The organism is Pseudomonas sp. EA_5y_Pfl2_R50, assembly GCF_963970475.1.
Lineage (GTDB): Bacteria > Pseudomonadota > Gammaproteobacteria > Pseudomonadales > Pseudomonadaceae > Aquipseudomonas.
On sequence record NZ_CAXAPT010000006.1, the window covers coordinates 343,948 to 367,585 of the forward strand.

The 23,638-nt window shown below is 60.4% G+C and carries 20 protein-coding genes and 1 pseudogene; 13 read left to right on the forward strand and 8 right to left on the reverse strand.

The window, feature by feature from the left end:
- Window positions 1-196: 196 nt before the first annotated feature.
- The 3 genes from AACY19_RS13320 to AACY19_RS13330 all read right to left on the reverse strand — a co-directional run bounded on the left by AACY19_RS13320 (window position 197) and on the right by AACY19_RS13330 (window position 3,855).
- Window positions 197-2,098 carry a PhoX family protein gene (locus AACY19_RS13320; RefSeq protein WP_339450810.1) on the reverse strand — a complete coding sequence of 634 codons (1,902 nt, stop codon included), beginning with the start codon at window positions 2,096-2,098 and terminating at the stop codon, window positions 197-199.
- 69 nt (window positions 2,099-2,167) lie between these two features.
- Complete coding sequence (locus AACY19_RS13325) at window positions 2,168-2,932, reverse strand: TOBE domain-containing protein (protein WP_339450812.1); 765 nt, start codon at window positions 2,930-2,932, stop codon at window positions 2,168-2,170.
- A gap of 188 nt (window positions 2,933-3,120) precedes the next feature.
- The gene (locus tag AACY19_RS13330) at window positions 3,121-3,855 is read right to left on the reverse strand and encodes a ComF family protein (RefSeq protein ID WP_339450814.1); all 735 of its coding nucleotides are present in this window, start codon (window positions 3,853-3,855) and stop codon (window positions 3,121-3,123) included.
- 91 nt (window positions 3,856-3,946) lie between these two features.
- On the opposite strand from AACY19_RS13330, the gene bioB reads away from it, so the two are divergent.
- The 11 genes and pseudogenes from bioB (at window position 3,947) to AACY19_RS13385 (ending at window position 16,562) form a co-directional block, all read left to right on the forward strand.
- Window positions 3,947-5,002: a biotin synthase BioB gene (gene bioB, locus AACY19_RS13335; RefSeq protein ID WP_339450816.1), complete on the forward strand. Its 1,056-nt coding sequence runs from the start codon at window positions 3,947-3,949 to the stop codon at window positions 5,000-5,002.
- Between the two features lie 159 nt (window positions 5,003-5,161).
- Window positions 5,162-6,340 carry an 8-amino-7-oxononanoate synthase gene (gene bioF / locus AACY19_RS13340; RefSeq protein WP_339450818.1) on the forward strand — a complete coding sequence of 393 codons (1,179 nt, stop codon included), beginning with the start codon at window positions 5,162-5,164 and terminating at the stop codon, window positions 6,338-6,340.
- On the forward strand, window positions 6,333-7,064 hold the full coding sequence (locus AACY19_RS13345) for an alpha/beta fold hydrolase (protein ID WP_339450820.1): 732 nt from the start codon (window positions 6,333-6,335) through the stop codon (window positions 7,062-7,064). Before bioF ends, AACY19_RS13345 begins: the two co-directional genes overlap by 8 nt.
- Window positions 7,057-7,866, forward strand: a complete 810-nt coding sequence (gene bioC, locus AACY19_RS13350; protein ID WP_339450822.1) for a malonyl-ACP O-methyltransferase BioC — start codon at window positions 7,057-7,059, stop codon at window positions 7,864-7,866. The genes AACY19_RS13345 and bioC overlap by 8 nt, the downstream gene beginning before the upstream one ends.
- Window positions 7,863-8,543, forward strand: a complete 681-nt coding sequence (gene bioD / locus AACY19_RS13355) for a dethiobiotin synthase (protein WP_339450824.1) — start codon at window positions 7,863-7,865, stop codon at window positions 8,541-8,543. Before bioC ends, bioD begins: the two co-directional genes overlap by 4 nt.
- A 108-nt stretch (window positions 8,544-8,651) precedes the next feature.
- Window positions 8,652-8,948: a pyrroloquinoline quinone biosynthesis protein PqqE gene (locus AACY19_RS13360; RefSeq protein WP_339450826.1), complete on the forward strand. Its 297-nt coding sequence runs from the start codon at window positions 8,652-8,654 to the stop codon at window positions 8,946-8,948.
- Between the two features lie 275 nt (window positions 8,949-9,223).
- On the forward strand, window positions 9,224-11,029 hold the full coding sequence (locus AACY19_RS13365) for a phenylacyl-CoA dehydrogenase (protein ID WP_339450828.1): 1,806 nt from the start codon (window positions 9,224-9,226) through the stop codon (window positions 11,027-11,029).
- Between the two features lie 56 nt (window positions 11,030-11,085).
- Window positions 11,086-11,193 (forward strand): annotated as a pseudogene (locus AACY19_RS13370) (cytochrome c peroxidase); the annotation flags it as partial.
- A gap of 215 nt (window positions 11,194-11,408) precedes the next feature.
- The gene (locus tag AACY19_RS13375) at window positions 11,409-12,698 is read left to right on the forward strand and encodes a GGDEF domain-containing protein (RefSeq protein ID WP_339450830.1); all 1,290 of its coding nucleotides are present in this window, start codon (window positions 11,409-11,411) and stop codon (window positions 12,696-12,698) included.
- A gap of 90 nt (window positions 12,699-12,788) precedes the next feature.
- On the forward strand, window positions 12,789-14,585 hold the full coding sequence (locus tag AACY19_RS13380) for an acyl-CoA dehydrogenase C-terminal domain-containing protein (RefSeq protein WP_339450832.1): 1,797 nt from the start codon (window positions 12,789-12,791) through the stop codon (window positions 14,583-14,585).
- 198 nt (window positions 14,586-14,783) lie between these two features.
- The gene (locus tag AACY19_RS13385; protein WP_339450834.1) at window positions 14,784-16,562 is read left to right on the forward strand and encodes an acyl-CoA dehydrogenase C-terminal domain-containing protein; all 1,779 of its coding nucleotides are present in this window, start codon (window positions 14,784-14,786) and stop codon (window positions 16,560-16,562) included.
- 227 nt (window positions 16,563-16,789) lie between these two features.
- On the opposite strand, the gene AACY19_RS13390 is transcribed toward AACY19_RS13385, so the two are convergent.
- Window positions 16,790-17,704: a LysR family transcriptional regulator gene (locus AACY19_RS13390; RefSeq protein WP_339450836.1), complete on the reverse strand. Its 915-nt coding sequence runs from the start codon at window positions 17,702-17,704 to the stop codon at window positions 16,790-16,792.
- Window positions 17,705-17,873: 169 nt separating this feature from the next.
- On the opposite strand from AACY19_RS13390, the gene AACY19_RS13395 reads away from it, so the two are divergent.
- A complete protein-coding gene (locus AACY19_RS13395) occupies window positions 17,874-19,157 on the forward strand; it encodes an aspartate aminotransferase family protein (RefSeq protein WP_339450838.1) in 1,284 nt (427 codons plus the stop codon).
- Between the two features lie 194 nt (window positions 19,158-19,351).
- Complete coding sequence (locus AACY19_RS13400; RefSeq protein WP_003228885.1) at window positions 19,352-19,510, forward strand: YqaE/Pmp3 family membrane protein; 159 nt, start codon at window positions 19,352-19,354, stop codon at window positions 19,508-19,510.
- Between the two features lie 133 nt (window positions 19,511-19,643).
- On the opposite strand, the gene AACY19_RS13405 is transcribed toward AACY19_RS13400, so the two are convergent.
- The 4 genes from AACY19_RS13405 to pqqC are packed head-to-tail and all read right to left on the reverse strand — an operon-like array spanning window position 19,644 to window position 23,577.
- Entirely contained in the window at window positions 19,644-21,455 is a 1,812-nt protein-coding gene (locus AACY19_RS13405; RefSeq protein WP_339450840.1) for a S9 family peptidase, read from the reverse strand.
- Window positions 21,421-22,581 (reverse strand): pyrroloquinoline quinone biosynthesis protein PqqE, encoded by a 1,161-nt coding sequence (pqqE, locus tag AACY19_RS13410; RefSeq protein ID WP_339450842.1) that lies wholly within the window; start codon window positions 22,579-22,581, stop codon window positions 21,421-21,423. Before pqqE ends, AACY19_RS13405 begins: the two co-directional genes overlap by 35 nt.
- Window positions 22,553-22,828 carry a pyrroloquinoline quinone biosynthesis peptide chaperone PqqD gene (pqqD, locus tag AACY19_RS13415; protein WP_064388215.1) on the reverse strand — a complete coding sequence of 92 codons (276 nt, stop codon included), beginning with the start codon at window positions 22,826-22,828 and terminating at the stop codon, window positions 22,553-22,555. The genes pqqE and pqqD overlap by 29 nt, the downstream gene beginning before the upstream one ends.
- A complete protein-coding gene (gene pqqC / locus AACY19_RS13420) occupies window positions 22,825-23,577 on the reverse strand; it encodes a pyrroloquinoline-quinone synthase PqqC (protein WP_339450845.1) in 753 nt (250 codons plus the stop codon). The genes pqqD and pqqC overlap by 4 nt, the downstream gene beginning before the upstream one ends.
- Window positions 23,578-23,638: the final 61 nt, after the last annotated feature.

The window sequence follows — 23,638 nt, forward strand, 5'->3', positions numbered from 1 at the left end:
CGCAGCAGGCTGCCGCGTCCGGCCCAGCATGGTAGCGCAGATGGCAGGCAGTGAGGGGGTTGGTGTCCGGGTTGTCATCATCGCTGGCAAGCCAGCTCCCACAGGATCTTCAGTGTGCCAGCTATCTCATGCACAAAGACGATCCAGTGTGGGAGCAGGCTTGCTCCGGGCGGCGTGTTCCGACGAAAACGGTTTTTCAGGCGCCGACGATCCCGCCATCCTCTCGGGTGATCGCCATCACCGACGACCGTGGCTTGCCATTCGGCAAATGCTCGGGGAACGTCGAGCCGCCGTTCTCGCCCGGATGCTGAATCCCGACAAACAGGGTCTTCTGATCCGGCGAGAAGCTGATCCCGGTGACCTCGCAACCAATCGGCCCGACCATGAAGCGGCGAATCTCACCGGTCTTGGGATCGGCGCACAGCATCTGATTGTTGCCCATCCCGGCAAAATCCCCGGCATTGCTCGAGTCGCCGTCGGTGAGAATCCACAAACGCCCGGCCTTGTCGAAGCCCAAACCATCCGGGCTGTTGAACATGTTTTGCGGGGTGATGTTCGACGAACCTGCTTTTGGTGTCCCGGCGTGTACGCCCGGGTTGCCGGCGACCACAAACAGGTCCCAGGCAAATGTCTTCGCCGCGTGATCATCGCGGTCTGTGCGCCACCGCAGAATCTGCCCGTAGACGTTCTTCTCACGCGGGTTCGGGCCACCGACCGGTTGACCGTCTTCGCCGCGCTTGGCGTTGTTGGTCAGGGTGCAATAGACCTGGCCGTCTTTCGGGCTGACCACGATCCATTCCGGACGGTCCATGCGTGTTGCGCCAACCACGCTGGCGGCGAGACGGGCGTGGATCAACACTTCAGCCTGATCGGCAAACCCGCTGCTGGCGTCGATGCCGTTCTTGCCGTGGGTCAGTTCGATCCACTGGCCCTGGCCTTTCGGATGGTCGGGGTTGCCGTCGCCGGCATCGAACCTGGCCACGTACAAGGTGCCGTGATCAAGGATGTCGCGGTTGGCCTTGGCATTGCGGTGATTGATGCGGTCGCGGCTGACGAATTTGTAGATGAACTCGCCACGCTCGTCGTCGCCCATGTACACCACGGCACGCCCGTCGTCGGTCTCTGCCAGTGCGGCGTTTTCATGTTTGAAGCGGCCCAGCGCCGTGCGTTTGACCGGCGTCGATTGCGGATCGAACGGATCGATCTCGACCACCCAGCCGTGACGGTTGAGTTCGTTGGGGTTCTTGGCCATGTCGAAACGCGGATCGTATGGGTGCCAGTTGATCTCGCGGCTGGCGGCCGACACGCCGTAGCGCTTTTGCGCCGGGTCGAACTGTTGCTGAGCGTTGCTGCTGCCGAAGCAGTCGGTGAAGTTTTCTTCGCAGGTCAGGTAGGTGCCCCACGGCGTCTTGCCGTTGGCGCAGTTCTGGAAGGTGCCGAGGACTTTCTTGCCGTGTTTGTCGGCAGCGGTTTTCATCAACTCGTGACCGGCCGCCGGACCGCTGATACGCAGCGGCGAATTGCCGTGGATGCGGCGGTTGTAGCGCGAGCCCTGGACGAACTGCCACTGACCGTTCTTGCGCTTCACTTCGATCACCGACACACCTTCGCAGGCCAGAGCTTTACGAACGTCTTCCGCCGATTGCGGCATGCCGCCGTGGGGGTAGAGGTAGCGGTAGTTGGTGTATTCGTTGTTGATCGCCATCAACGCGCGGTTGCGGTCATCCGGGAAGGCGAAAAGGCTCATGCCGTCGTTGTTGTCGCCGAACTGCACTTCCTGCGCGGCGGCGGTGCCGTTGCCGCTCGGGTCGAAGGCCGGGCCGTTCTTGTGCAGCGGCTGGCCCCAACTGATCAACACCGACGACTTGTAGCCCTTGGGCAGGCTGATGGCGTCGGTAGTCGCGGCAGGAATGCTCTCGAAGCCGAGCAAGCGGCTGTTGCCGGCACTGACACCGGTGGCCAGCGCGCTGCGGCTCAACAGGCTACCGCCGAGGAACATCGCCGCACCGCACAGCGCACCGGCGCCGATGAAACCGCGACGGCTGAGGCCGACCATTTTTTCCAGGTCGGTGGATTGGTTTTCTTCTAATAGGCTCACATCAGGCTCCCTGCATGGTTATGGCAGCAACCTTAAAGGGAGGCGATGACGCTTTTGTTGCAGCGGCCCCTAGAGCGGGGTACCGATCAGCACATTGGACGGTGAAAACTGCACCTGCACAGGCTTCTCGAGATTCAGCCCACGGGTGCGCAGTTGCAAAGGTTCGGCCAGGGCGCAGAGGGTATGGCCGTTGGGCAAGGCAATGCGCACTTCGCTGGGGCCGTCCTCGGCGTCGAGAATCGCTTCGATGGTGCCCCTCAGAAGATTGTGCCCAGGCGTTGCGGATTGCTCGGTACTCAGCAGTTCCAGCCAGCCGGCCTTGATCAGTGCCACCACTTCGGTACCGGCCTGCAGTTCCAGATGCACGGTGCTGTCGTGGGTGATCTGCGCGTTGAGGCACAGTCCTTCGGCCAGCTCCACGCGGATCAGATCGTTGCGGCCCTGCGCCTCAATCGCGGCGACTTTGCCGTGCAACTGATTGCGCGCACTGGTTCTGAGCATCAGCCGACCGAGCAGATCCAGATCGCTGGCGTCTTCGGCGGCCTCCAGCACCTGCGCCTGCAAGGCTTGCAGCTTTTGATAGAGACGCAGCACCCGTTCGCCTTCGCTGGAAAGTCTTGCACCGCCGCCGCCCTTGCCGCCGACGGCGCGTTCCACCAAGGGTTTTTGCGCGAGGTTGTTCAACTCATCGATGGCGTCCCAGGCCGCTTTGTAGCTCAGGCCCGCACTTTTTGCCGCGCGGGTAATCGAGCCCTGTTCGGCAATGTGTTGCAGCAAGGCGATACGCTGCGGACGGCGGACGATGTGCTGGGACAGCAGGGAAGGCATGGACATGGAGGGAGGCTTTGTTTGCTGTGGCAGTGGGGTGTGAAGTTGGCCGCTTGCAACACGGGAGTCAAGTCTGGAACAAGTCCCCTGTGGGAGCGGGCTTGCTCGCGAAGGTGGTGTGTCAGTCGACATTGCTGTTGGCGATGACGGCCTCTTCGCGAGCAACCCGCTCCCTCATGGGATGAGTATGGGCCTCAGGTTCCGGGTTTCGGCGTGCGTGCGAGGCAATAGACATCGACCCGCCCGGCGCCAGCATCCATCAACAGACGCGCCAGCGCCTGCGCTGTGGCTCCAGTGGTCAGCACATCATCAATCAGCGCGAAATGACGGCCCTTTATCTGCGCATCCGGCAGGATCTCGAACGCGCTACGCAGATTACGTTTACGCGACTTGGCGTCGAGCACCTGCTGCGCATCGGTGTCCTTGATCCGCCGCAGTACCGTTTCCTCACACGGCAGATCCAGCGACGGGCTCAGCCAGCGCGCCAACATCGCCGCTTGATTGAATCCGCGTTGGCGCAACCGTTTACCAGCCAGCGGCACCGGCAACAACGCATCAGGCCTTGGCAAACCTTCCTCGAAGCGATGTTGCAGGTATTGTCCTAGAACATCGGCGAGCAGGTGACCAAACGGCCATTTCGCGTTGTGTTTAAAGCGCGTAATCAAACTGTCGACCGGGAAGCCATACAGCCATGGCACAGCGACCTGTTCGAACGCCGGAGGCTCTATCAGGCACTCGCCACAGGTCATGCCGGCGGTGGGGAGCGGCAATGCACAAGTGATGCAGTGATTACCGAGCCACGGCAATTCAGTCTCGCAGGCCACACACATTGGCATTTCTGCTTCTGCCGGCTCATCACACAACAAGCATGTCTGTACGTTTTTTAAACAGATGTAAACCGATGTTTTGTACTGTGGTTGACAGCGCATGACTCTTCCTTAAATATGCCGAACATCCGTGTAGCGCCTGTGGGTATTCCGTTCCCGCGGCCGCAAGCCAAGCATAACCAAGGAATTACCCATGAGCGCGAGCACCACCGCCACCCTGCGTCACGACTGGTCTCTGGCCGAAGTCAAAGCACTCTTCGTACAGCCATTCAACGACTTGCTGTTCCAGGCGCAAACGGTGCACCGCGCACATTTCAACGCCAACCGCGTTCAGGTTTCGACCCTGCTGTCGATCAAGACCGGCGCCTGCCCGGAAGACTGCAAGTACTGCCCGCAGTCCGGTCACTACAACACTGGCCTTGAAAAAGAAAAGCTGATGGAGGTGCAGAAGGTTCTCGAAGAGGCAGCCCGCGCCAAAGCCATCGGTTCGACCCGCTTCTGCATGGGCGCGGCGTGGAAACACCCCTCGGCCAAAGACATGCCTTACGTGCTGAAAATGGTCGAAGGCGTGAAAGCCTTGGGTCTGGAAACCTGCATGACTCTCGGTCGGCTCGATCAGGACCAGACCGAAGCGCTGGCCAAGGCCGGCCTTGATTACTACAACCACAACCTCGACACCTCGCCGGAGTTCTACGGCAGCATCATCACCACCCGCACGTACAGCGAGCGCTTGCAAACGCTGGCTTACGTGCGTGATTCGGGGATGAAGATCTGCTCCGGTGGCATTCTCGGCATGGGCGAATCGCTGGATGATCGCGCCAATCTGCTGATCCAGTTGGCCAACCTGCCGGAGCATCCGGAGTCGGTGCCGATCAACATGCTGGTGAAAGTCGCCGGCACGCCGCTGGAAAACGCCGAAGACATCGACCCGTTCGACTTTATTCGCATGCTCGCCGTGGCGCGTATTCTCATGCCGCAATCCCACGTGCGCCTGTCCGCCGGCCGCGAAGCGATGAACGAGCAGATGCAGGCCCTGGCCTTCTTCGCCGGTGCCAACTCGATTTTCTACGGCGACAAACTGCTGACCACCGCCAACCCGCAGGCGGATAAGGACATGCAGTTGTTTGCACGCCTGGGCATTGCGCCGGAGGCTCGCGAAGAGCATTCCGATGAGGTGCATCAGGCTGCGATCGAGCAAGCGCTGGTGGAGCACAAGAGCAGCGAGCAGTTCTACAACGCTGCCGTCTGAAACCTCAGCGGATTGCTTTGAAGGAATGCAAAACCCCTGTGGGAGCGGGCGTGCTCACGAAAGCGTCAGACCAGTCAACATCACCGTTGAATGTCAGACCGTATTCGCGGGCAAGCTCGCTCCCACTGGGATCTGTGTCACATGAAAGTCGAGGCCTGCATGTCTTTCGATCTCGCCGCACGCCTTGCTGCCCGTCGTGCCGAAAACCTCTATCGCCAGCGACCGCTGCTTGAGTCTCCACAGGGGCCTGAAGTGGTGGTTGATGGCCAACCGTTGCTCGCCTTTTGCAACAACGATTACCTCGGTCTGGCCAATCACCCGCAAGTCATTGAAGCCTGGCGTACCGGTGCCGAGCGCTGGGGTGTCGGCGGCGGGGCTTCGCACTTGGTCATCGGCCACAGTCGCCCGCATCACGCCCTTGAGGAAGCGCTCGCCGAGCTCACGGGGCGCCCGCGTGCGTTGTTGTTCACCACCGGCTACATGGCCAATCTCGGCGCGGTCACGGCGCTGGTCGGGCAGGGCGATACCGTGCTGGAAGATCGTCTCAATCACGCTTCGTTGCTGGATGCGGGGCTGTTGTCCGGCGCGCGGTTCAACCGGTATCTGCACAACGACGCGCAGAGTCTGGCTAAACGACTGGAGAAAGCCACCGGCAATACCCTGGTGGTCACCGACGGCGTGTTCAGCATGGACGGCGATATCGCCGATCTGCCAGCACTGGCCCGCGAAGCCCGGGCCAAGGGCGCGTGGCTGATGGTTGACGATGCTCATGGTTTCGGGCCGCTGGGGGCAAACGGTGGCGGCATCGTCGAGCACTTCGGTTTAAGTCAGGAGGATGTGCCGGTATTGGTTGGCACTCTGGGCAAAGCATTCGGCACCGCTGGCGCCTTTGTTGCCGGAAGTGAGGAACTGATCGAGAGCCTGATCCAGTTCGCTCGCCCGTATATCTACACCACCAGCCAGCCGCCGGCACTGGCCTGCGCGACTTTGAAAAGTCTCGAACTGCTGCGCACCGAGCATTGGCGCCGTGAGCATTTGCACACGCTGATTCGTCAGTTCCGCCAGGGTGCCGAACAGATTGGCCTGGAGCTGATGGACAGCTTCACGCCGATCCAGCCGATCATGATTGGCGATGCCGGTCGTGCCGTTCGCCTGTCGCAGATGTTGCGCGAGCGCGGACTGATGGTCACCGCAATCCGCCCCCCGACCGTGCCCGCCGGCAGCGCACGCTTGCGCGTGACCCTGACCGCCGCCCACAGCCAGGCGCAGGTGCAGCTATTGTTAGAAGGACTGGCCGATTGCTTTGCCCTACTGTCGTCGGAGCCAAGCCATGCGTAATCGCCTGATTCTGTTGCCCGGCTGGGGCCTCGGTGTGTCGCCGATGGAGCCTCTGGCGGCGGCATTGCAGGGGCTCGACGAGCATCTGAACGTGGAGATCGAGCCGTTGCCGGAGCTGGACTCCAGCGACCCGCAAGACTGGCTCGACGAACTCGATGAGCGCATTCCTCAGGACGTGTGGCTTGGCGGCTGGTCGCTGGGCGGCATGCTCGCGTCCGAATTGGCGGCGCGGCGTGGCGAACGTTGCTGCGGGTTGCTGACGCTGGCGAGCAATCCTTCTTTTGTTGCCCATGGGCAATGGCCGAATGCGATGCCGGGCGAGACGTTCGACGCGTTTCTCGCCGGCTGCCAAACCGATCCGCGCACGACCCTCAAGCGCTTCTCGCTGCTTTGTGCTCAAGGCGCGCAAGATCCGCGCGGCTTGTCGCGTCTGATGTCGGGTGGCGCGCCAAATACCGCGCCGACGGCATTGATGGCCGGACTGGAACTGCTCGCACAGATCGACACCCGCGACGCGTTGCAGGCCTTTCGCGGGCCGCAATTGCATCTGTTCGGCGGGCAGGACGGTCTGGTGCCGGCGGAAGCGGCGGGTGCGTTGTTCGCCCTGCTGCCGGATATCGAAATTGGTCTGATCGAACAGGCCAGTCATGCGTTTCTTCTGGAAGACCCCCACGGACTGGCGGGTGCAATCCAGGCTTTTTTACATGAGTGCGGTGATGACTGACTTGTCTCTTGTGCTGCCTGGCGGCTTGCCTGACAAACGCCAGGTGGCAGCCTCTTTCTCCCGCGCGGCGGCCAGTTACGACAGCGTCGCCGAGTTGCAACGCGACATCGGTACACAGTTGCTGCAACGCTTGCCGGTGAGTTTCGCACCCGCGCGTTGGCTGGATCTGGGCTGTGGCACCGGATATTTCACCCGAGCATTGGCCTCGCGTTTTGCTCAGGGCCAAGGTCTGGCGCTGGACATTGCCGAGGGGATGCTTGAACACGCACGGCCATTGGGCGGCGCCGAGCATTTTATTGCTGGCGATGCGGAGCGGCTGCCGTTGCGGGATTCGACCTGTGACCTGATTTTTTCCAGCCTGGCGGTGCAATGGTGCGCCGATTTCAATGCGGTGCTCAGCGAAGCGTTCCGCGTATTGAAGCCGGGTGGGATTTTTGCATTTGCTAGTCTTTGTGCAGGGACGTTGTTCGAGTTACGCGATAGCTGGCGGCAGGTCGACGGACTGGTACACGTCAACCGCTTCCGCGAGTTCGCCCGCTATGAGCAATTGTGTGCGGCCAGTGGTTTGCGCATGTTGAGTCTGGAGAATCAGCCGCATGTGCTGCATTACCCGGATGTGCGCAGCCTGACCCATGAGTTGAAAGCCTTGGGTGCGCATAATCTGAATCCGGGGCGGCCGGGCGGTTTGACCGGGCGGGCGCGGATTCTCGGGCTGATCGAAGCTTACGAGCAGTTCCGTAAGGCGTCGGGATTACCGGCGACTTATCAGGTGGTCTACGCCGTGTTGGAGAAACCCGTATGAGCGCAGCCTATTTCATCGCCGGAACCGATACTGATGTCGGCAAGACCACAGTGGCCGCCGGGTTGCTGCACGCGGCGCGCTCGGCAGGGTTGAGCACGGCGGCAGGCAAACCGGTGGCTTCCGGCTGTGACGTGACGCCCAAGGGGTTGCGTAACTCGGACGCGTTGGCGCTGTTGGCCGAGTGTTCGTTGCCACTGAGTTATCAACAGGTCAATCCGGTGGCGTTCGAGCCGGCCATCGCTCCGCATCTGGCTGCGCGTGAAGCGGGTGTGGCGCTGACGGTGCAATCGTTGCTGGCGCCGATGCGCGAGATTCTGGCGATGAACGCGGATTTCACTCTGATCGAAGGCGCGGGTGGCTGGCGGGTGCCGTTGGCGGATCAGGATAATTTGTCGGATCTGGCGATTGCGTTGAAGCTGCCGGTGATTCTGGTGGTGGGGGTGCGGCTGGGCTGCATCAGTCATGCCTTGCTGACGGCGGAGGCGATTGCCCGTGATGGTCTGCAACTGGCCGGGTGGGTGGCGAATATCATCGATCCGAAGACTTCACGGCTGGAGGAGAACCTCGCTACGTTGGCCGAGCGTATTCCGGCGCCGTGCCTGGGGCGTGTGCCCAAACTCAAGAGCCTGAGCGCAGAAGCCGTCGCGGATCATTTGCAACTGGATCTGCTCGACTAAGCTTTTCTCTATGGGCAGGCACTGTGCCATTAGTGTTTTTGACGGGTGTTTTTCTGGCGCGTCTGCTTCAATGACAACAATTGATCCTTCACAAGGATGAGAGCCCTCATGGAAATCTCCGGTAACACAGCTTTTTATACGGGTCTGAGCACCATTCAGACCGGGCAGAATCGCGTCGATCAGGCGGCCAGCCAGATTGCCAACAACACCATCGAGCGTTCGGTCACCAGCCAGTCTTCGGAAGCGCAGATCGATCGTCTGCGTGGCGTGGACCGCAGTCAGCAAATGGACCTGGGCAGCGACATGGTGCAGATGGCCCAAGGCAAGTTCCAGGTCGAACTGGGCGTGAAAGTCGCAAAGGCATCCGACGAAATGCTCGGTACGATCATCGACACCTTCGCTTGATTTTCTCGTCTTCTGCATGCTGAACGCCGCGCCTTGTCGCGGCGTTTTTCGTTGTAAGTCCTTCTCCCTCAACTAATCTTTTTTCAGCGAACTTTCGGCCTTGCGGGTTCTGACGGTTTGCTGTGTCCGCCATTTGAAAACACTGATGACGAACGGAAAAAGATCGACGCTTGACAAGATTTCGGCGTAAACGTATGTTTCAAACAACTGTTTGACCGTCACAACAAATCAACACGGTCGTTCATTCCCGGTTACATCAGCAGAGGTTTATCGCTATGCCTGACTACAAGGCCCCCTTGCGTGATATTCGCTTCGTTCGTGACGAACTGCTCGGCTACGAAGCGCACTATCAGAGCCTTCCGGCTTGCGCAGACGCAACTCCGGACATGGTTGACGCCATTCTCGAAGAAGGCGCCAAGTTTTGTGAGCAGGTACTGGCACCGCTGAACCGCGTGGGCGACCTCGAAGGTTGCACCTGGAGCGAGTCCGGCGTGAAAACCCCGACTGGCTTTAAAGAGGCTTACAAGCAATTCGTTGAAGGCGGCTGGCCAAGCCTGGCGCACGACATCGAGCACGGCGGCCAAGGCCTGCCGGAGTCGCTGGGTCTGGCGGTCAGCGAAATGGTTGGCGAAGCCAACTGGTCGTGGGGCATGTACCCGGGCCTTTCGCACGGCGCGATGAACACCATCTCCGAGCACGGCACCCCAGAGCAGCAAGAAGCCTATCTGACCAAGCTGGTCTCCGGCGAATGGACCGGCACCATGTGTCTGACCGAGCCGCACTGCGGCACCGACCTGGGCATGCTGCGCACCAAGGCCGAACCTCAGGTCGACGGTTCGTACAAAGTCTCCGGCACCAAGATCTTCATCTCGGCCGGTGAGCATGACATGGCCGACAACATCGTCCACATCGTGCTGGCTCGCCTGCCGGACGCACCGGCTGGCACCAAAGGCATCTCGCTGTTCATCGTTCCGAAGTTCATGCCGAATGCTGACGGCACCGTCGGTGCACGCAATGCTGTGACCTGTGGTTCGCTGGAACACAAGATGGGCATCCACGGCAACGCCACTTGCGTGATGAACTTCGACGGCGCCACCGGTTACCTGATCGGCCCGGCGAACAAAGGCCTGAACTGCATGTTCACCTTTATGAACACCGCACGTCTGGGTACCGCGCTGCAGGGGCTGGCCCACGCCGAAATCGGTTTCCAGGGGGGGCTGAAATACGCTCGCGACCGTCTGCAAATGCGTTCCCTGACTGGCCCGAAAGCGCCGGACAAAGCCGCTGACCCGATCATCGTGCACCCTGACGTGCGCCGCATGCTGTTGACCATGAAGGCATTCGCCGAAGGCAACCGTGCGATGGTGTACTTCACCGCCAAACAGGTCGACATCGTCAAATACGGCGTCGATGAAGAAGAGAAAAAGAAAGCCGACGCATTGCTGGCCTTCATGACTCCGATTGCCAAGGCGTTCATGACCGAAGTCGGTTTCGAAGCCGCTAACCACGGCGTACAGATCTACGGCGGTCACGGCTTCATCGCCGAGTGGGGCATGGAGCAGAACGTTCGCGACAGCCGCATTTCGATGCTGTACGAAGGCACCACCGGTATCCAGGCACTCGACTTGCTGGGCCGTAAAGTGCTGATGACCCAAGGCGAGGCTCTGAAAGGCTTCACCAAGATCGTCCACAAGTTCTGCCAGAACAACGAAGGCAACGAAGCCGTCAAAGAGTTCGTCGCACCGCTGGCTGCCATCAACAAGGAATGGGGCGAGCTGATCATGAAGGTCGGTATGGCTGCCATGAAAGATCGCGAAGAAGTCGGCGCGGCCTCCGTGGACTACCTGATGTACTCCGGTTACGCCTGCCTCGCTTACTTCTGGGCCGACATGGCACGTGTGGCCGCCGAGAAGCTGGCAGAAGGCAGCGGCGACGCGGCGTTCTACACCGCCAAGCTGCAAACCGCGCGCTTCTACTTCCAGCGCATCCTGCCGCGTACCCGTACCCACGTGGCCACCATGCTGTCGGGCGCCAACAACCTGATGGACATGAAAGAAGAAGACTTCGCACTGGGCTACTAAGCCTCAGGCGGTCTCTTGAAAAACCGCTGCTCCTTTGGGGCAGCGGTTTTTTTTGCGCTGGTTTTTTGCTCGGCAAAGCGCTGTTCTGGGATATGGAAGTCGGCAGCGACGGCGCCACGGCGTGCGCGTCCTGCCACTACCACGCGGGCGTCGATCATCGCATCGAGCCGTTGTACGACAACGGCTTCTACAACACGGGTGATCAGCTGTGGTGGCCAGCGCCCCGAGTCAGGCAAAAAACCTTGGGCAAACGCTCAGATAGTCAGGTTTTCTGCCGTTACAGAGACTGCGTGTGATCTGGATCACATTGTGTGTGCTTAACTGCACACATTGCAGGCACAATGCCATCTCTTTGCCATGACGGGTCGGAGCTTTACCCTTGCCGCGTTCTTCCGCTGTACGTTTCAGTCATTTCCTACCTTCACTGCTGTTGTTGCTCGCGGGGTTGGCGGCTGCGTATGTCAAAGACCTCAGCGTGTTCTTCACTTCCCTGTTCAATGTGTTGCCGACGCTGGTTCTGCTGCTCGGCGGCGCGTACTGCGCGGTTTACCGGCGACAGCGCGAACTGTTTCTGATGCTCACGGTGTACATCGCTTACTTTCTGCTGGATACCCAGACCGACTATTACCGCGACAACGGCAAAGTGCGCGAAGACGCCGCCGTGGTCTTTCATCTGGTCTGCCTGCTGCTGCCGTTGCTGTTCGGCTTGTTTGCGGCGTGGCAGGAGCGCACACATCTGTTTCAGGACATGGTCGCGCGGTTTGCCGTTCTGCTGATTTTCGGTAGCGTCGCGCTGGGGCTTGAGCAAAGTTATCCACAGGCGCTGTTGATGTGGCTTTCAGAAATTCGCTGGCCTGCGCTGCACGGCGCGTGGATGAGCCTGATTCAACTGTCGTACCCGGTGTTCATCTCGGCATTCCTGCTGCTCGCCTGGCAATACTGGCGCAACCCGCGTCCCCTGCATGCGGCGCAACTGGTCGGCTTGCTCGGCGTGTTCTGGATGCTGCCGAAAACCTTCATTCTGCCGTTCACCCTGAACATCATGTGCAGCCAGGTGATGTTGATGATTGCCGCCGCCGTTGCCCACGAGGCTTATCAAATGGCCTTCCGCGACGAGCTCACCGGCCTGCCGGGCCGGCGCGCACTCAATGAACGTATGCAACGCCTTGGCCGCAACTACGTGCTGGCGATGAGCGATGTCGACCACTTCAAGAAATTCAACGACACCCACGGCCATGACGTCGGTGACCAAGTGCTGCGCCTGGTCGCCAGCAAACTGTCAAAAATCAGCGGTGGCGGTAGGGCATATCGCTACGGCGGTGAGGAATTTGCCTTGGTGTTTGCAGGCAAAACCCTCGAGGAGTGCATGCCTCACCTGGAAGTGATCCGCGAATCGATTGCGTCCTACAACATCCAGTTGCGCAATCAGGAAAGTCGCCCGCAGGATGATCAGCAAGGGCGTCAGCGTCGCGCGGGTGCCGGTGCTTCCAGCGTCTCGGTCACGGTCAGCATTGGCGTCGCCGAACGAGTGGAGCAGCGCAATCCGGAACAAGTGCTCAAATCCGCTGACGAGGCGCTCTACGCCGCTAAAGGCGCGGGGCGTAACTGTGTGATGGCGTTCGGACAAAACCGCCGTGGCGCGGTGCGCATGGACACGGCCGCAGGTTGAGTGATGATGGCGCATTCAGCGTCTGCACAATGATTGTGAGGCGTGGTGGCCGGCAGTAGGTTGAGAGAATCTGCTGACGGAGAAGCCACCATGCCTGAGTACAAAGCTCCCCTGCGCGACATGCGTTTTCTGATCGACCACGTCTTCGACTTTCACGCCAACTACGCCGCCCTCGGCGCTCACGACGCCAGCCCGGACATGATCAACGCGATTCTCGAGGAGGGCGCGAAGTTCTGCGAAAACGTTCTGGCGCCGCTCAATCGTAGCGGTGATGAAGAGGGCTGCCATTTCGACAACGGCGTGGTGACAACGCCTACAGGTTTCAAGCAGGCTTTCGCACAATACGTCGAGGGTGGCTGGCACGGTCTGGCGGCAGATCCGACCTATGGCGGCCAGGGACTGCCGAGTTCACTGGGTCTGGTGATCAGCGAAATGGTTGGCTCCAGCAACACCTCATGGGGCATGTACCCGGGCCTGACCCACGGTGCAATGTCGGCGATCCACGCCCATGGCACTGCCGAACAGAAAGACACCTACCTGAGCAAACTCACTGCCGGTCAGTGGACCGGCACCATGTGCCTGACCGAAGCCCATTGCGGCACCGACCTGGGCATTATCAAGACCCGAGCTGTGCCCCAGGCCGACGGCAGTTACGCGGTCACCGGCAGCAAGATTTTCATCTCCGCCGGCGAGCATGACATGAGCGACAACATCATCCATCTGGTGTTGGCCAAACTGCCGGACGCGCCGGCGGGCACCAAAGGCATTTCGCTGTTTATCGTGCCGAAGTTCTTGCCGGATGCGGCGGGCGAGGCGGGCGAGCGCAACGGCGTGTCCTGCGGTTCGATCGAACACAAAATGGGCATCAAGGCCTCGGCCACTTGCGTGCTGAACTTTGATGGCGCCAAGGGCTACTTGATCGGCGAGCCGAACAAGGGCCTCAACTGCATGTTCACCATGATGAACCACGCACGACTCGGCACCGGCATGCAGGGTTTGTGTCTGGGCGAGGCAAGCTTTCAGGGCGCGATCAAATACGCCAACGACCGTTTGCAGATGCGCTCGCTGACCGGTGCCAAAGCCCCGGATAAAGCAGCCGACCCGATCATCGTCCACCCGGACGTGCGGCGCATGTTGTTGACCATGAAAGCCTTCAACGAAGGCAACCGGGCATTGACCTATTTCACCGCGCAAATGCTCGATGTCGCGCATCTGAGCAGTGATACCCAGGCGCGTCAGGAAGCTGAAGACCTGTTGGCGTTCCTCACGCCGATCTGCAAGGCGTTCATGACCGACACCGGTCTGGAAGTGACCAACCACGGCATGCAGGTGTTTGGCGGCCACGGCTTTATTCGTGAGTGGGGCATGGAGCAACTGGTGCGCGATTGCCGGATCGCACCGATCTACGAAGGCACCAACGGCATTCAGGCGCTGGATCTGTTGGGGCGCAAGGTGCTGGGCAGTCAGGGCAAGTTGCTGCGCGGCTTTACCAAAATCGTCCACAAGTTCTGTATGGCCAACGCCGAGCATCCGCAGTTGGGCAGCTTCGTAGCGCAGCTCAACGAGCTCAATCAGCAGTGGGGCGACCTTACGATGAAGGTCGGCATGGCGGCGATGAAGAACGCGGATGAAGTCGGCGCCGCGTCGGTGGATTACCTGATGTACAGCGGGTACATCATTCTCGGCTATCTGTGGTTGCGCATGGCGTTGGTGGCGCGGGCGCAACTGGAGGCGGGCGAGGGTGAAGCGGATTATCTGCGCGGGAAACTGGCGACCTGCGAGTTTTACTTCAAGCGATTGTTGCCGCGCACGGCTGCGCACCGGGCGGCGATTGAGGCGGGGAGTGATTGTTTGATGAAGTTGCCTGCGGAACTGTTTGCTCTGTAGGAAAAAGCAAAAGATCGCAGTCTTCGGCAACGCCTACGGGGAATTCGGGGTTGGCGGGGCTGCGATTTTTTATGGTGACTAAAAATAACAAATCAGTCACTGGTTGACCCTATGTGTCGCAAAAGTTGTTGAGGTACACTCCGGTTCAACGAAAACACCCTTCCACGAATCACCTGTTTAGATCTTGCGAGGTTTGCCATGGCTGACTACAAAGCGCCGCTGCGCGATATGCGCTTCGTCCTCAATGAAGTGTTCGAAGTCGCCAAACTCTGGGCCGAACTGCCAGCGCTGGCCGAGACCGTCGACGCTGAAACCGTTGAAGCCATTCTCGAAGAAGCCGGCAAGGTCACCAGCAAAAGCATTGCGCCGCTGAGCCGTGCCGCTGACGAAGAAGGCTGCCACTGGGCCGACGGGGCGGTCACCACGCCGGCCGGTTTCCCACAGGCTTATCAGACTTATGCCGAAGGCGGTTGGGTCGGTGTCGGCGGTGATCCGGCCTACGGCGGCATGGGCATGCCCAAAGCCGTGTCGGCACAAGTTGAAGAAATGGTCAACTCCGCCAGCCTGTCCTTCGGTCTGTACCCGATGCTGACCGCCGGCGCCTGCCTGTCGATCAACGCCCACGCCAGCGAAGAGCTGAAAGCGGCGTACCTGCCGAACATGTATGCCGGCGTCTGGGCAGGTTCCATGTGCCTGACCGAACCGCACGCCGGCACCGACCTGGGGATTATTCGCACCAAGGCCGAACCTCAGGCCGATGGTTCCTACAAGGTCAGCGGCACCAAGATCTTCATCACCGGTGGCGAACACGACCTCACCGAGAACATCATTCACCTGGTGCTGGCGAAACTGCCGGACGCCCCGGCGGGCCCGAAGGGTATTTCGCTGTTCCTGGTGCCGAAGTTCATGGTCAATGCCGACGGCAGCCTGGGTGCACGCAACCCGGCGAATTGCGGTTCGATCGAACACAAGATGGGCATCCAGGCTTCCGCGACTTGCGTGATGAACTTCGACGAAGCCGTGGGTTATCTGGTCGGCGAGCCGAACAAAGGCCTCGCCGCGATGTTCACCATGATGAACTACGAACGTCTGGGCGTCGGCATTCAGGGCCTGGCGACCGGTGAGCGCTCCTATCAGAACGCCATCGAATATGCCCGCGACCGTCTGCAAAGCCGCTCGCCAACCGGCGCGCAAAACAAGGACAAGGTCGCTGACCCGATCATCGTCCATCCGGACGTGCGGCGCATGCTGCTGACCATGAAAGCCGCGAACGAAGGCGGCCGTGCGTTCTCCACCTACGTGGCGATGCAGCTTGATACCGCCAAGTTCAGCGAAGACGCCACCACCCGCAAGCGTGCGGAAGATCTGGTTGCGTTGCTGACGCCGGTAGCCAAGGCGTTCCTGACCGATCTGGGCCTGGAAACCACCGTACATGGCCAGCAGATTTTCGGCGGCCATGGCTACATCCGCGAGTGGGGTCAGGAGCAACTGGTGCGTGACGTGCGCATCACCCAGATCTACGAAGGCACCAACGGCATTCAGGCGCTGGACCTGGTCGGCCGCAAGATCGTCGGCAGCGGCGGCGCGTTCTACCAACTGTTTGCCGATGAGATCCGTCATTTCACCGCGACGGCCAGCGCCGATCTGGGTGAGTTCACCAAGCCGCTGAACGATGCCGTCGACACCCTCGACGAGCTGACGTCGTGGCTGCTGGATCGGGCGAAAAACAACCCGAACGAAATCGGCGCGGCTTCGGTCGAATATCTGCAAGCATTCGGTTACACAGCGTATGCCTACATGTGGGCACTGATGGCGAAGGCTTCGCTGGGCAAAGAGACGCAGGACGATTTCTACGCCAGCAAGCTCGGCACTGCACGCTTCTACTTCGCCCGTTTGCTGCCGCGTATTCACTCGTTGAGCGCGTCCGTGAAGGCCGGTAGCGAATCATTGTTCCTGCTGGATGCCGCGCAGTTCTGATGCAATAGCGTCATGTAAGCATTCTCTTACGTGACGTGCTGCTGTTCTCCCATAGGCGTAAATTGGATCCACGGCTAATCTACATTTCATGGACGTCGCGCAGGAAGCGCAAAGCAACAACACGGACACGTAGGATTCTGCCAGGATGGCGGAGTGAAATGGATGTCAGGGAAACAGTCTGCAAAGCCCCGCTTCGGCGGGGTTTTCTTTTGCCTGCAGAAAAGTGCTCAGGCCAGTGGATCAAGCGTTGGCTTCATCTCGCGCTCCATCACGTCCTCCAGCAATGTCCGGAGCAGGGCCAAAGATGCCTGCTGGCGTTGCACATCACGACACACCAGCCCGACTTTCAGCGGAACTCGCGGTTCGCTCAGGGGCTTCCACAGCAGATCCTGGTCGTCGTACTCCTTTTGCGAGCGTCCGGGCAGCACCGTCGCCAGTTTGGTGTGCGGCAAACTGTCGAGAATCCCCACCATGTTGTTCAGCTCGGCCTGCACTTGCGGACGTCGTCCGAGGGCGGTCAATTGTGCCTGCCAGATCTGGCGGATCTGAAACTCCTCACCCAGCAGCAACATCGGCAACCCGGCAGCCTGGCGCATTGAGACCTTCTTGAATTCACGCAACGGATGATCCGCCGGAATCACCAGCGTCAGTTCATCTTCGTAAAGCATCACGCCATGCAAGCCCGGTTGGCGCGGCGGCAGATAGCTGATGCCGATATCCAGCGAGCCGTTGAGCAGGCGTCGCTCGATTTCCAGTCCCGTCAGCTCGTAAATCTGCACCACCAGATGCGGTTGCGCCTTGCGCACCCGTTCAAGCATTTGCGGCACCAGGCTGGTGTGCACGGTTTGCAGTACGCCGATGGCCAGTGTGCGCAACGCCTGGCCCTTGAAATTGCCCAACGCCTCCCGCGCCCGCTGCAGACCGTCGAGCAGCGGCAAGGCGTGGTCGTACAACGTGTGCGCCGCCAGCGTCGGCAGCAGACGCTTGCTGCTGCGCTCGAACAGGGTGACGTCGAGGTTCTGTTCGAGCTGGCGGATCTGCTGCGACAGTGCCGGTTGCGAGATCGACAGGCGTTCAGCGGCACGGCCGACATGGCCTTCTTCGTAGACCGCGACGAAATAACGCAGTTGTTTGAAATCCATAAGTAACACTTATCGAAAATGCTGGTAAATCGAAATGGCCCGAAGCCGTCAGTGAGCCTAGTCTACCCGCATTCACAAGGCTTACAGGGCCAGAAAGCGCGATGAATAGCGTGTGCTTCGACAGTGTTTACATAGGCAGTGCAAAACACCTTGAACGAGGTGTCTGGCAATGAATCTGTTCAGTTTGCGGCGTCAGACGCCGAGTCTTGATGACCTCGCTTTCGAGGCTGATCCTTCAGGCGACAGCGAAAATCTCAGTGCCGAAAGGTTGATGACCAGCGTCGAGCGGCCGCAGCAGGTATTCGTCCGGGGTCAGGGGTCCTGGCTATGGGACAGCCATGACCGCGCTTATCTGGACTTTTCCCAGGCCGGTGGCGCCAACAGTCTTGGTCACAGTCCGTCAGCGTTGGTCAAAGCCATCAGCAGTCAGGCGCAGGCGCTGATCAATCCCGGTTTCAACCTGCTCAATCGCGGCATGCTCAGCCTTGCCGAGCGTCTGTGCGCCGCCACTTGCAGCGATCAGGCCTACTTGCTCAACAGCGGCAGCGAAGCCTGTGAGGCGGCGATCAAACTGGCGCGCAAGTGGGGGCAACTGCATCGCGGCGGCGCCTCGCGGATTATCGTTGCCCGGCAAGGTTGTCATGGCCGCAGTCTGGCGACGATTTCCGCCTCGGACAGCTGCAACCTGCACAACCGTTTCGCGCCGTTACTGCCGGGTTTTGATCGTGTGCCGTTCAACGACTTGCCGGCGCTGCATGCGGCGGTCGATGCACAAACCGTTGCGATCATGCTCGAGCCGGTCCAGAGCGATGCCGGGGTTGTAACGGCGACCGAGCATTACCTCAAAGGTGTCGAACGTCTTTGTCGTGAACTGGGCATTCTGCTGATTCTCGACGAAGTGCAAACCGGCATTGGCCGCTGCGGCAGCTTGCTCGCTGAACAGTCCTACGGCGTGCGCGCCGATATCATCGTGCTCGGTAAAGGGTTGGGCGGTGGTGTGCCCTTGGCCGCGCTGCTGGCGCGGGGCAAGGCGTGCTGTTTCGAACCGGGCGAACTCGGCGGCACCCATCACGGCAACGCGCTGATGACAGCTGCCGGTCTGGTGGTGCTCGACAGTGTGCACGACCGCAGCTTTCTCCAGCAGATCAACGACAACGGTCAGCACCTGCGCGAAGGCCTGGCTCGATTGGCGCACCGCTATGCGCACGGCGAACTGCGCGGTCAAGGCCTGCTCTGGGGACTGACCCTGTCGGACGATTCCGCCGACGCTGTGGTCCACGCGGCGTTGTACGAAGGCCTGCTGCTCAACGCCCCGCAAGCCAACTGCCTGCGCTTCACCCCGGCCCTCACCGTGAGCAAAACCAACATCGACGAGATGCTCATGCGTCTGGGCCGCGCCTTCTCCAGAGTACGCACGGCTCAACTGCAATGCCGCAAAGGGATTGCCGTCTGAGCTGACGGTTCCCACCCGATTTCCAGAACCGTCTTGCGGTATAACGCACGCCCTGCGCCTGATTCTTTTGGCGTGGGGCGTTTTTTTGTGAAGTGGTGGCGATCAAATGGCAGTTGCACTGAACCCTGACGAGCGGCGCGGGTCGATTAGCTTGTATGGCTCATGTGAGCCAACCCCCATTCAGGAGCTGATCCATGGACTTCATTCGCATCATCATCGCCATTCTGTTGCCGCCGCTGGGTGTGTTTCTCCAGGTCGGGTTTGGCGGGGCGTTCTGGTTGAACATTCTGCTGACGCTGTGCGGGTATATTCCGGGGATCGTGCATGCGGTGTATATCATCGCCAAGCGCTAGGTTCTGCGGCGCCACGCAGGGCGCTTTCGCGAGCAGGCTCGCTCCCACATGAGATTTGTGAACAACACAGATCCAGTGTGGGGGCGAGCCTGCTCGCGAATAGGGCGATGCTATTTCAAAAGGAATGCGGCGATCAGTCAGCCAACCCCATCACCCGCCGATAGAACGTCCACTCCTGCTCCAGCGCATGCGCCTGATTCGCGGCGCGGCGCAAGCCGTGCCGTTCGTCCGGGTAGTAGTGTGCTTCGACCGGGATACCGTTCTGCTCCAGCGCCGTGACCATGTCGCGGGTCTGTTGTGGCACGACCACGGCATCGAGTTCTCCCTGAAAGAAAATCACTGGCACGCGGATGTTGTTCGCGTGCAGCAATGGCGTGCGGGCGGCGTAGCGTTCGGCGTCTTTTCCGGGATCGCCGATCAGCCAGTCGAGATAGTCGCCTTCGAACTTGTGCGTCGCCCGGCCCAGCGCCACCGGGTCGCTGACACCATAAAGGCTCGCACCCGCACGAAACACTTTCTGGAACGCCAAGGCACACAGCGTGGTGTAGCCGCCCGCACTACCGCCTCGAATGAAGGCGCGTTCGCCATCAATCAGGCTCTGCTCGGCGAGATAACTCACCACTGCGCAAGCATCCTCGACATCCACCTCACCCCAGCTCAAATGCAAAGCCTGGCGATATTCCCGGCCATAACCGCTGCTGCCGCGATAGTTGAGGTCGGCCACGGCAAATCCCCGTTGCGTCCAGTACTGGATGCGCGGATCAAGCATCGGATAACAGGCCGAAGTCGGACCGCCGTGGACAAAGACCACCAGCGGCGGTTTCGTCTCACCGTTCATGGCCGGATAAAAGAACCCGTGAGCCTCGCCCGTACCGCTCGGGTAGCGCAGGGTTCGCGGACGGCTGATGCGTTCGGCGGACAAAGGTGCCACTCCACCGGCCAGCACAGTCACTTCGCGGCTCGTTCGATCAATGGCGATGACCGCCGAGGGGCAGACCGGCGAGGCGGCGATGCAGTAGATGTTTTGCTCATCCAGCGCTAAATGGCGGAAGCGACTGTAGTCGCCAGTGAAATCTTGATCGCCAAGCGTCAGACGGCCAAAACCACCTTCGCTCCAGCTGGCTAAAAACGAATCCCCAATCGGTAACCAGGTGCTGCCGCCCAGTTGCCACGGCGCCGGGGCATGATCGGCCTGCGCGGCGGGCAATGGTTGCAAGCCGTCGCGCGTCGCAACCCACGGCTGCCAGAAACCACCGCGATCAGTCAGGCAGTGCAGGCGACCTTCGGCATCGAATCGCGGTTGTTGAATGGACTCTTCAATCTCGGCGCCAGCCACGCACCGCGGCGAATCGAATGCGCCGTCAGGCAAGCGTCCTGCCACCATCAACCGGGTCGACGTCCACGGCTGATGCGGGCGACTCCACTCGATCCAGGCCAAACGCTCGCCATCCGGGCTGACTATCGGCGCAGCATAGAAGTCCGCGCCCTCGGCCAACACCTGACGCGTGCCGTCCGTCAGATCAATCGCCACCAGCCGATGCTGATGTTTCTGTTCTTCAACCGCCAGCACCTGCCCGAACGCAAAATACAGATCGCCATAACGGCAGTCGCCCGATGTCAGCGCCTCAGGCTCGCCAGCCAATGTCTGGCGATACAACTGCTGATCCGCCTCCGCGACGAAAACCACCCCATCCGGCGTCAGGCAAAACGCGCCACCACCATATTCGTACACCCGACTGCGCACACTGAAGCCATTCGGCGTCAGACATTTCGCCGCGCCGTCGTGCCAACGCCAGATTCGGCACGCGGCATCTTCCGGGCGATATTCATTCCAGAACAATCCGTTGGCACCGAGTTGCAGTTCGGCGAAGTCCATGCCGGCGGCGACGGCGTGCGAGGCGCTGAAAGGTTCAGCCCTTGGCGATGAGGCGCGAGTTTCGTTCATTGCGGAAGGCCAATTGTTCGATGGTCTGAGTGGCGGTCTCCGCTTCTTCGCGGGCCTTGAGGATCATGCCGTGGTGTTCGGACTTGCTGCACACCGGGTCGGCATTGCTCGCGTCACCGGTGAGCATGAACGCCTGACAGCGGCAGCCGCCGAAATCCTTTTCCTTTTCGTCGCAGGAACGGCACGGCTCGGGCATCCAGTCGTAACCACGGAAGCGGTTGAAGCCAAACGAGTCGTACCAGATGTGTTGCATGCTGTGATCGCGAACATTGGGAAACTGCACTGGCAGCTGTCGGGCACCGTGACAGGGCAGGGCGGTGCCGTCCGGGGTAACCGTCAGAAAGAGACTGCCCCAGCCGTTCATGCAGGCTTTCGGGCGTTCTTCGTAGTAATCCGGAGTGACGAAAATCAGCTTGCACGGATGCCCTTCGGCTTCCAGTTTGGCGCGGTATTGGTTGGTGATGCGTTCAGCGCGTACCAGTTGCTCTTTGGTCGGCAACAGGCCGACACGATTGAGCTGGGCCCAACCGTAAAACTGGCAGGTGGCGAGCTCGACGAAGTCCGCTTCCAGCGCAATACACAGCTCGATGATACGGTCGATCCTGTCGATGTTGTGCCGATGGGTGACGAAGTTCAGCACCATGGGATAGCCGTGGGCCTTTACCGCGCGAGCCATTTCCAGCTTCTGTGCAAAGGCTTTTTTCGAGCCGGCGAGCAGGTTGTTCACTTGCTCGTCACTGGCCTGGAAACTGATCTGGATATGATCGAGACCCGCCTTCTTGAAGTCGCCGATTTTTTGCTCGGTCAAGCCGATGCCGGAAGTGATCAGGTTGGTGTAGAAACCCAACTGCCGCGCTTCATGAATCAGCTCGGCCAAATCCTGACGCACCAGCGGCTCGCCACCGGAAAAGCCCAGTTGCGCCGCACCCATTTCCCGCGCCTCGCGGAACACCTTGATCCACTGTTCGGTGGTCAGCTCTTTGCCCTGCTCGGCGAAATCCAGCGGATTGGAGCAGTACGGGCATTGCAGCGGGCAGCGATAGGTCAGCTCGGCGAGCAACCACAGCGGCAGGCCGATTTCAGGTTTTACCGGCAGATCAGCCAAGGGTGATCCAGTGCTGCGCACGGGCAACCTCCATGAATTGCTCGATGTCGTCACCGAGCTCGGGCACGCCGGGGAACTGCTCATCGAGTTGCGCGATGATCGCCGCGACATCGCGTTCGCCGTCAATCAAACCGCCGATCAACGCAGCGGTTTCATTGAGCTTGATCATGCCTTCCGGGTACAGCAGCACATGGCCTTTCTGCGCCGGTTCGTACTGGAAGCGGTAGCCGGGACGCCAGCTCGGGACTTTGCTGCGGTCGAAACTCATAAGGTGATTCCTTTATGCCAGACCCGTTGTTCGGTCACGCTGTGGTAGGGCGGACGGTTCAGTTCATAGGCCATGCTCATGGCATCGAGCATGCTCCAAAGAATGTCCAGTTTGAACTGGAGAATTTCCAGCATGCGCTCCTGGCCTGCGCGCGTCCTGTAGTGCTCAAGCGTGATCGCCAGGCCATGCTCGACATCGCGCCGCGCCTGACCGAGGCGAGTGCGGAAGTATTCGTAACCGGCCGGGTCGATCCACGGGTAATGCTGCGGCCAGCTGTCGAGGCGCGACTGGTGGATCTGCGGCGCGAACAGTTCGGTCAGCGAGCTGCTGGCGGCTTCCTGCCAACTGGCGCGCCGGGCGAAGTTGACGTAGGCATCGACGGCGAAGCGCACGCCGGGCAGCACCAGTTCCTGGGAGCGCAGTTGATCCGGGTCGAGACCGACCGCCTGGCCGAGACGCAGCCAGGCTTCGATGCCGCCGTCTTCACCGGGGGCGCCGTCGTGGTCGAGCAGGCGCTGAATCCACTCGCGGCGGATTTCGCGGTCGGGGCAATTGGCGAGGATCGCCGCGTCTTTCAGGGGGATGTTCACCTGATAGTAGAAGCGGTTGGCGACCCAGCCCTGAATCTGTTCGCGGCTGGCGCGGCCTTCGTACATCGCCACGTGATAGGGGTGGTAGATGTGGTAGTAGGCGCCCTTGGCGCGCAGCGCCGCTTCGAATTCGGTGGGGGACATTGGCGTGTCGGTCATGTCTGTTCTCCGGGAACAACCATTGAAATCTTGGGTGTCTGTTCGGATGCCTGCTCGCGAA

Excerpts from the sequence above, each read along its gene's own strand:
- AACY19_RS13380 (WP_339450832.1), top strand. The coding sequence starts at position 12,789 with ATGCCTGAGTACAAAGCTCCCCTGCGCGACATGCGTTTTCTGATCGAC.
- bioC (WP_339450822.1), top strand. The coding sequence starts at position 7,057 with ATGACTGACTTGTCTCTTGTGCTGCCTGGCGGCTTGCCTGACAAACGC.
- bioB (WP_339450816.1), top strand. The coding sequence starts at position 3,947 with ATGAGCGCGAGCACCACCGCCACCCTGCGTCACGACTGGTCTCTGGCC.
- AACY19_RS13400 (WP_003228885.1), top strand. The coding sequence starts at position 19,352 with ATGGACTTCATTCGCATCATCATCGCCATTCTGTTGCCGCCGCTGGGT.
- AACY19_RS13365 (WP_339450828.1), top strand. The coding sequence starts at position 9,224 with ATGCCTGACTACAAGGCCCCCTTGCGTGATATTCGCTTCGTTCGTGAC.
- AACY19_RS13345 (WP_339450820.1), top strand. The coding sequence starts at position 6,333 with ATGCGTAATCGCCTGATTCTGTTGCCCGGCTGGGGCCTCGGTGTGTCG.
- pqqC (WP_339450845.1), bottom strand. The coding sequence starts at position 23,577 with ATGACCGACACGCCAATGTCCCCCACCGAATTCGAAGCGGCGCTGCGC.
- AACY19_RS13385 (WP_339450834.1), top strand. The coding sequence starts at position 14,784 with ATGGCTGACTACAAAGCGCCGCTGCGCGATATGCGCTTCGTCCTCAAT.
- bioF (WP_339450818.1), top strand. The coding sequence starts at position 5,162 with ATGTCTTTCGATCTCGCCGCACGCCTTGCTGCCCGTCGTGCCGAAAAC.
- AACY19_RS13395 (WP_339450838.1), top strand. The coding sequence starts at position 17,874 with ATGAATCTGTTCAGTTTGCGGCGTCAGACGCCGAGTCTTGATGACCTC.
- AACY19_RS13325 (WP_339450812.1), bottom strand. The coding sequence starts at position 2,932 with ATGTCCATGCCTTCCCTGCTGTCCCAGCACATCGTCCGCCGTCCGCAG.
- AACY19_RS13330 (WP_339450814.1), bottom strand. The coding sequence starts at position 3,855 with ATGCGCTGTCAACCACAGTACAAAACATCGGTTTACATCTGTTTAAAA.
- AACY19_RS13405 (WP_339450840.1), bottom strand. The coding sequence starts at position 21,455 with ATGAACGAAACTCGCGCCTCATCGCCAAGGGCTGAACCTTTCAGCGCC.
- bioD (WP_339450824.1), top strand. The coding sequence starts at position 7,863 with ATGAGCGCAGCCTATTTCATCGCCGGAACCGATACTGATGTCGGCAAG.
- AACY19_RS13360 (WP_339450826.1), top strand. The coding sequence starts at position 8,652 with ATGGAAATCTCCGGTAACACAGCTTTTTATACGGGTCTGAGCACCATT.
- AACY19_RS13390 (WP_339450836.1), bottom strand. The coding sequence starts at position 17,704 with ATGGATTTCAAACAACTGCGTTATTTCGTCGCGGTCTACGAAGAAGGC.
- pqqD (WP_064388215.1), bottom strand. The coding sequence starts at position 22,828 with ATGAGTTTCGACCGCAGCAAAGTCCCGAGCTGGCGTCCCGGCTACCGC.